The organism is Dendronalium phyllosphericum CENA369 (genome assembly GCF_016056275.1).
Classification (GTDB): Bacteria; Cyanobacteriota; Cyanobacteriia; order Cyanobacteriales; family Nostocaceae; genus Dendronalium; species Dendronalium phyllosphericum.
This window is the reverse complement of record NZ_JAECZA010000289.1, coordinates 78,438-89,883: the sequence shown is the minus strand read 5'-3', so window position 1 is coordinate 89,883 and position 11,446 is coordinate 78,438. Positions and strand designations below refer to the sequence as shown.

13 protein-coding genes and 1 other RNA gene are annotated in these 11,446 nt (G+C 40.6%); 8 read left to right on the top strand and 6 right to left on the bottom strand.

What is annotated here, in order from left to right; genetic code table 11:
• Nucleotides 1-257 precede the first annotated feature (257 nt).
• The gene (locus I8752_RS32120; protein WP_225896037.1) at nucleotides 258-437 is read left to right on the top strand and encodes a hypothetical protein; all 180 of its coding nucleotides are present in this window, start codon (nucleotides 258-260) and stop codon (nucleotides 435-437) included.
• 200 nt (nucleotides 438-637) lie between these two features.
• On the opposite strand, the gene I8752_RS32115 is transcribed toward I8752_RS32120, so the two are convergent.
• Complete coding sequence (locus I8752_RS32115; protein ID WP_214436221.1) at nucleotides 638-883, bottom strand: hypothetical protein; 246 nt, start codon at nucleotides 881-883, stop codon at nucleotides 638-640.
• Between the two features lie 47 nt (nucleotides 884-930).
• Between I8752_RS32115 and I8752_RS32110 the strand changes: the two genes are divergently transcribed.
• A complete protein-coding gene (locus I8752_RS32110) occupies nucleotides 931-1,137 on the top strand; it encodes a hypothetical protein (RefSeq protein ID WP_214436220.1) in 207 nt (68 codons plus the stop codon).
• Nucleotides 1,138-1,182: 45 nt separating this feature from the next.
• Here I8752_RS32110 and I8752_RS32105 read toward each other — a convergent pair whose 3' ends face one another.
• Nucleotides 1,183-1,725: a 2'-5' RNA ligase family protein gene (locus I8752_RS32105; protein WP_214436219.1), complete on the bottom strand. Its 543-nt coding sequence runs from the start codon at nucleotides 1,723-1,725 to the stop codon at nucleotides 1,183-1,185.
• Nucleotides 1,726-1,882: 157 nt separating this feature from the next.
• Here I8752_RS32105 and I8752_RS32100 point away from each other — a divergent pair, with 157 nt between their 5' ends.
• The 5 genes from I8752_RS32100 (at nucleotide 1,883) to queF (ending at nucleotide 3,794) form a co-directional block, all read left to right on the top strand.
• Nucleotides 1,883-2,149 carry a YciI family protein gene (locus I8752_RS32100; RefSeq protein WP_214436218.1) on the top strand — a complete coding sequence of 89 codons (267 nt, stop codon included), beginning with the start codon at nucleotides 1,883-1,885 and terminating at the stop codon, nucleotides 2,147-2,149.
• A 35-nt stretch (nucleotides 2,150-2,184) separates the two neighbouring features.
• Nucleotides 2,185-2,281, top strand: an RNA gene (gene ffs, locus I8752_RS32095) — signal recognition particle sRNA small type.
• A gap of 25 nt (nucleotides 2,282-2,306) precedes the next feature.
• Complete coding sequence (locus I8752_RS32090; protein ID WP_214436217.1) at nucleotides 2,307-2,690, top strand: phasin family protein; 384 nt, start codon at nucleotides 2,307-2,309, stop codon at nucleotides 2,688-2,690.
• Between the two features lie 156 nt (nucleotides 2,691-2,846).
• Nucleotides 2,847-3,242 carry a hypothetical protein gene (locus I8752_RS32085; RefSeq protein WP_214436216.1) on the top strand — a complete coding sequence of 132 codons (396 nt, stop codon included), beginning with the start codon at nucleotides 2,847-2,849 and terminating at the stop codon, nucleotides 3,240-3,242.
• A gap of 147 nt (nucleotides 3,243-3,389) precedes the next feature.
• Nucleotides 3,390-3,794: a preQ(1) synthase gene (gene queF, locus I8752_RS32080; RefSeq protein WP_214436215.1), complete on the top strand. Its 405-nt coding sequence runs from the start codon at nucleotides 3,390-3,392 to the stop codon at nucleotides 3,792-3,794.
• Between the two features lie 95 nt (nucleotides 3,795-3,889).
• On the opposite strand, the gene pstS is transcribed toward queF, so the two are convergent.
• From pstS to I8752_RS32060, 4 genes are all read right to left on the bottom strand, one after another.
• Entirely contained in the window at nucleotides 3,890-4,939 is a 1,050-nt protein-coding gene (pstS, locus tag I8752_RS32075; RefSeq protein WP_214436213.1) for a phosphate ABC transporter substrate-binding protein PstS, read from the bottom strand.
• A 221-nt stretch (nucleotides 4,940-5,160) separates the two neighbouring features.
• Complete coding sequence (locus I8752_RS32070) at nucleotides 5,161-6,567, bottom strand: cytochrome c biogenesis protein (RefSeq protein ID WP_214436211.1); 1,407 nt, start codon at nucleotides 6,565-6,567, stop codon at nucleotides 5,161-5,163.
• Nucleotides 6,568-6,570: 3 nt separating this feature from the next.
• Complete coding sequence (locus I8752_RS32065; protein WP_214436210.1) at nucleotides 6,571-7,311, bottom strand: cytochrome c biogenesis protein CcdA; 741 nt, start codon at nucleotides 7,309-7,311, stop codon at nucleotides 6,571-6,573.
• A 254-nt stretch (nucleotides 7,312-7,565) separates the two neighbouring features.
• A complete protein-coding gene (locus I8752_RS32060; protein WP_214436209.1) occupies nucleotides 7,566-8,282 on the bottom strand; it encodes a response regulator transcription factor in 717 nt (238 codons plus the stop codon).
• Nucleotides 8,283-8,899: 617 nt separating this feature from the next.
• Between I8752_RS32060 and I8752_RS32055 the strand changes: the two genes are divergently transcribed.
• Entirely contained in the window at nucleotides 8,900-11,326 is a 2,427-nt protein-coding gene (locus I8752_RS32055; RefSeq protein ID WP_214436208.1) for an NACHT domain-containing protein, read from the top strand.
• The last annotated feature ends 120 nt before the right edge of the window (nucleotides 11,327-11,446 follow it).

Sequence of the window (11,446 nt, the reverse complement as noted above, 5' to 3'; positions counted from 1 at the left end):
ATATTAGAATATTACTTATAAGTGTTGCGATGTTGATGAGGAATCCTAATATTTTTGACGATAACACTGGATGGGTAGGCGATCGCAGTTTGTAAAAGAGATTGGGAAAGAGTTTTCTCAATACCCAGTAGCCGTTAAAATCAACATAATGGTGTCAAAGTACGAAAAAAACACACCCACTAGGATAAAAAATGCCAGCTATTGTGAAACTACAACTCTCCTTGGAAGTTTTAGCATAAGCAATATCTTCCTTTGATTTGACAGAAAAACGTCAACTTCAGGAGCTAATTGAGCAACAAATTTTTGAAGCTGAAGAAGCATTGTATGAAGATGATGCACAAACACTCTCAGAAATTCAAGCAGTTCGCGCTGAGTATAGAGATGGTAAGTCAATGACTATAGATGAATATCTTTCTAAGCGCTCAGAGCAGAGATAATGAGTTATGCGATCGCTTAGTATTCTGTAGGAAAAACTAATCTGGGCGATCGCAGTTTTTAGAATGGCGATCGCACTTCGCTTAAAACTATAGATCCTGCATCTGCTTATACCAATTGACCAAAATCAGGCTATAGATGCAAGTTAAATCTAAGTCTCTTAAATTACGAATTAGGTTGCCGAGCGAAGCCGAGGTACGAATTATTTCCACCATCGCCCCACATCCACACCAGACTTATTAAATCCAGATTTTAAAGCATTTTCACCGAGATTAGGGTATTTGCTTAGGGTTATACCATTTCTTTGTAAGGCTGCGCCAAACCCTTTTAACTTCATTTCTTCTTTTCTTTGTGTCCTTTGCGTCCTTTGCGGTTCGTTTCTCTTTCTTATTTCTTGTACTTCAATATGGTTTAGCGCATCTTCATACAGAATTGATATTAGGGTCACAACCCCAAAGAGAACCTGTATCTATCAACTCTTTGGGGTACAAACAAATGCAAAGCAAGCGTCAAGATATTCTCGGCAAAACTATTGCTTTATTGCTGAGTCTGCAAATCTTTCTAATTGGCTTCCAAGCTAAAATCCGCATTGACCAAGGTAATTCAAACATTGAGGCGTTAACCTGGATAATTCAACAATATATTCCAGTGCTGGTCAAAATTCGCAGCTTGCAAAACAAAAAACAGAAAAAAGGATTATAACAAAATGCGATCGCTCTTTTAGTTTAAAGCGATCGCTCAACTACTCTAAGACAAAAATGCAAACTCCGATTTAATATTCCAGCGTCTACCATCGTGAATCAACAGGGTTAATTTGTCAGCCGTAAACTCAAAATACAACTGCCGATTTTCAAACTCCGGCCAAGCCGCTTTAAAGTTCTGCCTCGTTAAATCCCGAAACGCAACTGTCATGTGTGGTGCAAAAGGACGCTTTTTCCCAACTTCATCCACAATTCCTAAGCTGGCTTCTAGATGATTCATTAAATCTGCTTGCAAGCTCAACAGTTCGGGAGTTTTCACTACATCTATATATATGACACGAGGAGGAAAGGCCGCAAACCCGCTAAGTGTCATAGGTAATGACTTTTGTTTGCTAGCAAACTCGCTCAAAGATGCTTCCAAAACTGACACATTATTATCTACCCATTCAAAAGGCGGTTGCAGTGTCACATGTGGCGGAGACTTTTGCGCGTGGCGACTAGCATAATTCTCAGCAAAGTACTGCTTGATTTGGTTGGCGTACTCTTGAATGTCCTGCGGCGGTAGCAAGGCAATAAAAAAACGGCTCATTCCAAGGAGTTACGAGACAAGAATTAAAATACTACAACTATATTTACAATACAGTTCTCCATAAATTATCGTTCATAACGGAGCATAAAATTTCTCCCTTATCTCCGCGTCTTTGCGTCCCCCACTCCCCGCGTCCCCATTTGAGGTTGCCAGCAAAATGCCTTGGTTTGTGAAAATTGAAGAAGGTAAAGTCGATAAATCCACCTTTGACTTACACGTACCTGCCCACAAAGCCTACGTTCGAGAATTAATTGCCAAAGGACACAAAGCACGGTCAGGCTATTGGGCACAATTCGGTGGAGGCATGTTGCTGTTTGAAGCCGCTTCAATGGCCAAAGCAGAAGCAATTGTAGCTGATGACCCACTAGTAAAAAATGGCTGCGTTAACTATCAACTTTACGAATGGAAAATTGTAGTCGAATAACACACTTACGGAAATTTGATGTTATGCTGTTTATAGACCTGGATCTATGCGACTGCAACGCCTAAACTTTGTCAGAACCGGAAGGTAGCAGCAATACGGGATGCTTGTGGTAGGCGTAGTCTCCGGGTCGCCCTATTTTTAGGAGCGTTCAGCGGCAATGCCTGGTTTTGGAGATATTGTTCAAAAAGCTTTTTACCTTGGTGTAGGTTTAGCTTCCTATGCGGGTGAAAAAGCAGGAGGGAAATTAGCAGAACTGCGATCGCAAGTCCAAAAACTGGCAGACGAAATGGTGGCGCGGGGCGAAATGAACACAGAAGAAGCCCGTCGCTTCGTCGAAGACATGATGAAGCAAGCTCAACAGCAGCAAGCATCTGGTGAAACCCCTGAAAAAACACCTCCTTCTGAACCTCGTCGCATCGAAATCTTAGAGGAAGACGAAGAACCAACGGTGAAAAAAGCTTCAAAAGAAAACGTAACTGAATTGCGCGATCGAGTAGTGGAGCTACAAGAAGAATTAAGACGACTGCAAAACGACAAGTAAAAAGTAACTTTTTATCTTGAATACAGCAGCAAACAGCATTTTGGCATAACGTGACACGCAAAAACTTTATAATATACATTGCCTAGGGTGTACTCTAGTGCTTTAGTTCAGGAAGCACTAAGCGTCCTGTTTATAGCCAGTAAGGCCGTCAAGTTTATGGAACAATGGCAAAAAGATTTAGTGGAAATCGTAGAAACAGTGGCTGATGAGGTAGAGCGCTTCTTCCTGGGTATGGGTGAAATGGTAGAAAGCTTTGTTGAACTCACGGAAGAATTTACCGAACAATTTCAAAATACCATTGCCACGGAAATTGACCAGTATATACAAGATTTTACCGAACCGCTTTTAGAAGTTTATGGGGAAATAGAAGACCTTGTCGCAGATGTAGATCCTGGCTTTCCCTATTCAATCGAACCCACGCCGGAAAAAAATGCTGCTTGTATAGGTTGTAATAATTACCACGGTCATGTGTATGGTGGTAACTTGTTAGTTTGCGCCATGCATCCTCATGGATGGGATGATGAGAATTGTCCAGACTGGGAACAGGAGTAGGCAGAAAGGGAGAGGAGCAGGGGAAACTGGGGGAGATGAGGGAGATGAGGGAGCTAGGGGAGATAAGGGAGATGAGGAAGAATAATGACTATTAACTCTTGTACAAATGCGATTCATCGCGTCTGTACGACAACTGACAACTAACACATGACAACTAACAAATTACCAACCCAAGAAATCAAATACGGCGAACGCGAGATTGCGGAAGGAGAACTAATTACATTTCCAAATCCGCGTGTGGGAAGGCGATACGATATCAACATTACATTGCCAGAATTTACCTGTAAATGCCCATTTTCTGGCTATCCGGACTTTGCCACAATTTATATTACCTATGTGCCCAACGAACGGGTAGTGGAGTTGAAAGCGCTTAAGCTTTACATTAACAGTTACCGCGATCGCTATATTTCCCACGAAGAATCAGCAAATCAAATTTTGGATGATTTTGTTGCGGCTTGCGATCCTTTAGAAGTCATCGTAAAAGCAGACTTTACCCCCCGTGGTAACGTTCATACCGTTATCGAAGTGCGACATCAGAAGGATCTCATCTAATATCATGTCCGTTTAAAGACTTATCATTTAGACTGACGCGGGGACGCGGGGACAAGGGAGAATTTATTTGGAAGTTCCTTATTCCCAGTCTCCAATTATTTGGCAATCTTATTTGCCGCAGACTGCACTTGAACCACAACTTTTTTAGATAAGGGAAGATATCCCAGTTCTAAACTAGACTTTTGCCCCTTAGTCAAAGCCCAGTTAATAAAGTTTTTCAATGCTTGGGCTTTAGCTGGATCTGGATATTGCTCATAAGTTAAAAGCCAAGTGTAAGTAACAATGGGGTAAGACTGAGCGCCCATCGGATCGGTGATAAAAGCAATCAAGTTATCGGGGGGCAATTTCACTGCTTCCAAAGTTTTGGCTGCTGATTCTGGTGTTGGTATGACGTACCTACCAGATTTATTTTCTAAAGCAGCCATAGATAGTTTATTGCGTGTAGCGTAGACATACTCCACATAGCCAATAGCTCCTGGAATCTGTTGAATCTGGGCGGTAACGCCTTCGTTGCCCTTTGCCCCAATTCCCACAGGCCACGCTATAGCTTTCCCAGCACCAACTTTGCTTTTCCATTCCGGACTGATAGCACTCAGGTGTTGTGTCATCACGCTTGTAGTGCCACTACCATCAGTTCGATATACAACTACAATCGGTATATTAGGCAAGTTCAACCCCGGATTAGCTAAAGCTATTTTAGGATTATTCCAGTTTTTAATTTTTCCTAAGAAGATATCTTGGTAGACTTGGCGAGGTAGCTTCAGACCATTTGATACATTTAGATTGTAAGCCAGCACTATAGAACCAGCAGTTATGGGTAAAGCAATTGCTCCCCGTTTGATTTGAGCTGCTTGTTGTTTTGTAATTGCAACATCACTGGCTGCAAAGTCTACAGTACCATTGATGAAATGTTGCACTCCAGCACCGCTGCCTATCGATTGATAGTTAATTTCCACATTAGGATGTTCCTGGTTGTAATCTAAAAGCCAACGCTGGTACAAAGGCGCAGGAAAACTTGCCCCAGCACCAACTAACGAAACATTCTTAGTGTTTCTAGAGTGTCCATCGCAGGAAGTAACACTCAGTGAAAGAACAATTAGGGGTAAAAAGCAAGCTTGGCGCTTGAATGGAATTTGAACAGACATATTAACTCGAAAGCAGGGAAAGCTGAAGGGGCGGAGGGGCAGAGGTGAAAAAGACGGGTGCAGAAATTACTCTTATCCACAGCAGTTGCTACAACGGAGAAAACCTCAACGGACAGTTTGCTCAAGTCGGGGAACCCGCCCACGCAACTGTCCTCCGCAACGCACTGCCTCCCCTATCTCTTGGGTTCGCTATCCCCCATTGCTCCTATCTGCCCATCCTCTTATGGATTTTTAACTCCTAACTCTGCACTTATAACTGCCTCACTTTCTAGCTGAGAAGTCGTTTGTTCCAAAATTTCCAAAACTTCTCGTTCAAAAGCAACTTGGGCACGATTGGTTTTACCACCTACGTAGAATTTATCGCCTTGTTGCAACGCCCAAATTTGAGAATGAGAGAAGTAACTCATCACCGTACCCAACATCAGCACGGCAAACCCTGAGTAAACTATAGGTATACCTGGATCGGATTTAATTTGTAACCCAGTACTGCCAATCACATCGAGAATTTTCAGCGTTACACCATTAACTTGGGTAGACATTCCTTTACGCACAGTATCAACCAATTTACCTGTGGAATCGTAAATTAACACCATGCCTTGCAAGTCTTTGGCTATCAGCGAGACACCTGCGCTCAAATCTGGTTTAGTGGGAATCCAACTTCCCCAAATACGTCCTCTGCCTTTGGTATCCAGTGATGCCATTGGCAGTTGAAAAATGGGACTATTGTTGAATTGAATCTGAACAGCAGCAATGCCCCAATCAGTTTGATAAAAAGTTACGCCGCGATAACGCAAGGGTTGATTCACAAAAATCTTTTTACGATCTACTTCCTGTCCTTGATTATTCAAGACAGACATATCTGAATAAAATTGGTCAATTCCACCAGTTGGAGTATAGTCAATCCAAAAACGATTAACTTTTACAGACCAATCTTTTAAAACTTGGGAATCTGCCCAAGGCCCTGCATCTATAATATTTTTCACCTGAAATGTATCGCCACTAGCTACCATTTCTTGGGCAACAAATCCTGTCATCGCTCCCCAAATTCCCCCCAGTAGAATAGTGACGATGCCCACATGAACTACAATCGGGCCGATACGTCCGATTATTCCTTTACGGGCGTAGAGAATACCGTCTTGTTCTTGAAAAACTTTATAACGACGCTTTTGTAATATTTCTTTTAAGGAATCTACAGAACCATTCTCTAGTTCTGCACTCAAAGCTAATTTTTGAAATTGTCGCGGTTCTTCGTAATATTTCCAGCGACGGGCAGCTTTTAGGGCTGGTAACTGGCGAGTAAAGGTACAAGCAGTTAGGCTAGTACCAAATAAGATTAGTAATCCTAAAAACCACCAAGTACGGTATACGTGGTCTAACCCAACTACTTGAATAACTTTCCAAGTCAGAAAACCAAACAAGGCGGGATGTTCTGGGTAATTTGCTTGATAGAATGCTGGTGATTCACCTTGCTCAATTACAGTACCACTGACGCTAAAAAGAGCGATTAATAGTAGTAGTGCGATCGCTAATTGTAAATTTGTCAGTACAGGCAAAAACTCTCGCCGCAAGAATCGTCCGGGTACTGACCACCAACTTGATTCTATGGACGTTGAATTTTCTGTTGTCATTGATTAAAAACTTCCCAAAGGAATCCGCGAAACTAAGGAAAATACACCGAATCCTACCAACAGCGCCCCGCTAACTGGATTAATCCAACCAGACCAGCGACGCAATTCCAATAGTTTTTTAATTCCAGCAGTAAAAGTACCTGCCAAAATTAATGGGGCGACATATCCTGCTGTATACGACAGTAGCAAAACAGCGCCTAGAATTAAGTCTTGCGTACTAGCAACCCAACCTAGTAAGCTGGCTAAAACAGGTGTGCTACAAGGGGATGCCACTAACCCAAAAGTCAAGCCTATGGCATAGGAACGCACTGCTTTTGGTAAATCTTGGGAAATCCAATTCGTTTCGCCTAGGGATGGAAATTGCAAAGGTAGCGCTTCTAATAAGTTCAGCCCCATGAGAATAGCGATGATGCTAACGATAATCGGCAAACCAATTCCCACTTGGCCGTAGACTTTTCCGACAAAAGCTGCTATGATGCCTAGCCCTGCTAGTGTAGTTGCTAGTCCTAAAGCAAACCATGTTGATTGAGCTGCTGCTTCTAAGCGGCTTTTTGCTTCATAACCACCGATATAGCCGATAGTAATTGGCAGCATGGAAAGCATACAGGGAGTCAGGCTAGTGAGTAAGCCAGCTGTAAAAATGATGCCGATACTAAGCAAGCTGAGGTGCGTTAGTTGGTAAGCAACTAGGGTATTGGCAAATTGTTCTAATTGATAAAGTTGGGTTTGCAGATTCTCAAGCATGAAGTATTTCTGAGCAGGAATGCTTACTCTGCTTGCATTTTAGCGTATTTTATCTGATTAAAGATCCTGCATTCCTTTGCTTACCGTACCAACATTGCACCATTGTAGGAAACTTAGCTAGAATTTGAGCGATCGCTTGCTTTTATGGGTGACTTTCGTTACCTTATAGCTGTTGAAAGAATCAGTTTTTAACCAAAAATGCCATTACGTCGGTTCTGAGGAAATGCTGTTATTAGCGATCGCTATATTAAAAATTAAACTGGAGTCGATTCCGGCAGTTCAAACTTGTAACCGTAGCCTCGAACGGTCTTAATAAACTCTGGGACGCTAGTATCAACTTCCATCTTTTTGCGAAGCTGACCGATATGTACATCAACTACCCGTCCATCTCCCACGTAGTCGCAACCCCAAATTTTTTGAATTAACTGGGGACGACTCCACGCCTGACCTGGATGACTTGCTAAAAAATGTAAAATATTAAATTCTAAGGCTGTTAAAGTCAAAGGTTTATCGTTAAGCGTTACTTCTCGACCATCCGGGTTAATTGCTAGTTGTTTGAAGACGAGGCGCTGTGTAGGAGAAGGGTTAATGCTGCGGATACGTCTTAAAAGAGCTTGTACTCTAACTTCAACTTCTGCTAGGCTAAACGGCTTGGTCATAAAATCATCAGCACCTGCGGCTAAGATACTGATTTTATCTGTTTCGGCAGTCCGCCCGCTGAGGATCATTACTAAAACATTAGTACGACTCTGCATTTCCTGACAAAGCTGATAGCCACTAGTGTCTGGCAAATTCCAATCCAGAATTACTAAAGCTGGGTTGAAGCGATCGAACAATGATAGTGCTGTTTTACCATCTGCCGCAGACTCTATTTGATATTTTCGACCTAAATAGCGATAAATCAAATTGCGAACGCCAAAATCGTCATCAACAACAAGAATTTTGGCACTTGTAGCGGGAACCATTACCATAACCTTTTAGCCTATTGTTAATCCGGCAATTCACTGTCCGTATAGCTACTCTACGTTAGCCCAACCTTCAGCATAGGTGTTGCCCAAGGCTTCCACTTTGCAGTCCGGCTAATGCGAAGGCTGTACTAGAAGAGTCAATAGCTGCATATGCTTCTTGAGAAGATTGCTTCTTGCCTACCTTGGTTGAGTACGTAGACTTCAAACAGCTTGCCTCCAGACATTGCCACTGTAGTACTTAGCTACATTTAAATTTTCTATGAAATCTATCAAAAATTCAGCTATTGTGATGCATACCATCTGTATAACTTTTGTATAACTTTAGTATGTTTTTGGTCTTTAATAGTATTATTATAAATCTTCGTACTTAAGAAAAGTTTAATTTTTAGTTGTATTTCCTTAAGTAAAAAGAGCTTGTACTGAGTTGACGCTAACAAACTTTAAACAACTGGCTCATAACAAAGATATATAACGTCCAAACTATAACTTTTGCACAACAGCTTATTTTCAATGTACTTGACGGGTAAGCCTGTTTGAGGAGCTTAAGAGTATTCGGTGTAAAGTACATTCACCTATGTATATAAAGATATTGCATGAAATTTGATAATTTCAGTTAAGGTATGGCGAGTCAAGGACTGAGAGCATCACCAGAAGGCATTAAGGCAGCAAAAACAGCTTTAACTGACAAAACCCTAAGTCAATATAAATTAGCAGCAGCTTTAGGTATCACACGTCAACCAGTTTCTAAGTTTTTCGCAGGTGAATCAGTATCCCGCAGTTGCTTTGTGCAAATTTGTCAACAGCTAGGACTATCTTGGCAAAAGGTTGCTGGTTTACCTGAAGATATGGTAACTGAGGCAACCACTAAAGTACAGCCTAAAAGTATTGACCTTGATACATTAGTGCGAAAAATCCGCCAACAGTACCAAGACAAAATCCTAGACCAATGCGGCACTTTGCAAATGTTAGACATTGCTCAAGCAATCTCTTTGCTGGATATTTACACTCATGTCAACGTCTTGGAAGAGTTAACTTGTCAGCAATGGCTAGAGATTTCCGACCTCATGCAAGATTTAAGCCACGAGTCCAACTTTAAACGACTTCCAGGAGGCAGCCATCAAAGAAAATTACCAGGGTTAGAAGCTGTGTCGCGGTACTCGAAACTGATGGTGTTGGGGAAGCCAGGATCGGGTAAGACTACATTTTTACAATATCTGGCCCTTGCTTGCAGCAAAGGTAATTTTCAACCGCAGCATATAGCAATTTTTATCAAGCTGAAAGAATTTGCCGAAGATGTCCAAGAAAACAATCAACTAAATCTATTTAAATATATCAGTCAAGAATTTCTCAGTTGCAGTATTGAAGAGGAATCGATTGTAACTATACTGACTGAGGGCAAAGCCTTGATTTTACTAGATGGATTAGATGAAGTGCCATCAGATAATTCAGAGCGAGTTCTCAGAGAAATACGTAGATTTACACAATTTTATTATAAAAATCAATTTGCGATCGCTTGTCGGATTGCCGCTCAACAATACAGATTTCAAGGATTTACTGAAGTTGAGATTGCAGATTTTAACTACGAACAAGTTGAAGCTTTTGTCAAAAAATGGTTTGTTGCAGTTGCTCGGAAGTCTAAAGAAGATGGAGAAGCCACAGGTAATTTATTTATTCATCAACTGAATCTTCCAGAAAATCAGCAAATTAGAGAATTAGCTATTACACCAATCTTGTTGCATCTAATTTGCTTAGTGTTTCAAGTAAAAGCCGAATTCCCTTCTGATTTAACAAAATTATACGAACAAGTCTTGAATATTTTAATAGTTAGATGGGATGAAACCAAAGGTGTAAAACGTCATAATGTTTACTTAAATTTGACTATAAACATTAAAAAAAAGCTCCTTTCTCAAATTGCTGCTATTACTTTTGAGCAAGGTAATTATTTATTTACACAAGCACAAATCCAGCAAATCACTATTCAATATCTCAAGACATTATCTTATATCAAGATAGATGCAATTCAGTTGCAGCAAGCTAGTGAAGTAGTGCTAAAACAAATTGAGTTACAAGAAGGTTTATTAATAGAACGGGCGCGAGGAATTTACTCTTTTTCTCATCTGACACTGCATGAATATTTTGTGTCAAAAAATATTGTAGATTCACCAGATCGAGGGTGTAAAAATTTAGTCTCTCATATTACAGAAGTATCCTGGCGCAATATATTTTTACTGACTGTTAGTATGTTGTCTAATGCTAATAAAATTTTAGGCTTAATGAAATGTCAGATTGATTTATTAGTAGCTAACGATAGTAAGATACAGGATTTTTTAATTTGGTTAAGTGAGAAATCGATTTCAGTCTCTACCAATTACAAAGCAGCCGCCATTCGTGCATTTTACTTAGTTTGCGTTAGGCGTACTCCTGCGGAATCTTTATTTGCCCATGTCGTTCGCACAGCTTCTTTAACAACAGAAGATGAAGATAGCTTTTACCGCCAACATCATGTCTTTGTGCATACTCCTAGCTACGAGCTGGAATATGCTCTTGTTGGTAACATTGCTTTTAACTCTGACCTTGCTCTTGATGAGTTTCTAACTAGTACTCTTACATGTGCTGGCGAACTTGACTTCGCCGTTGAACTGACGTTTAATGATGCCCTTGTACTAGACCATGCTCATGCCCTGAGTATAGCTTTTGATGAGGCTCTGGCCTTGGTTTTGGAATCTGAATTTAAACAAGAGATGCAAAAACTAAAAAAGCAATTACCTCCCATAGAAAACTATTGCAGACAATTTCGCTATTGGTGGCAAGCTAACGGTAAAGTTTGGGGCGAGCAATTGCGATCGCTCTTAATAAAATATCGGAATATTGGTCATGATTGGCAGTTCAATAAACAGCAAATAGAATTGCTGCAAAAATATTATGAAGCCAACAAATTACTAGTAGATTGTCTCAATAGTGCTGCAAATGTGACTCCATCAGTACGTCAGGAAATAGAAGAAACATTGTTATTAGGGATTACGGAGATAAAAAATGCAAAAATCTAGCCTTTTCTCACATAAATATTTAAACTTTAATATTTATGCAAATAGAGTGATAAAAGTATGTTTTTTGGACTATTGCTTAGATAGATAAAATCTGATAAGCAATAAATCTATCATCAGAGA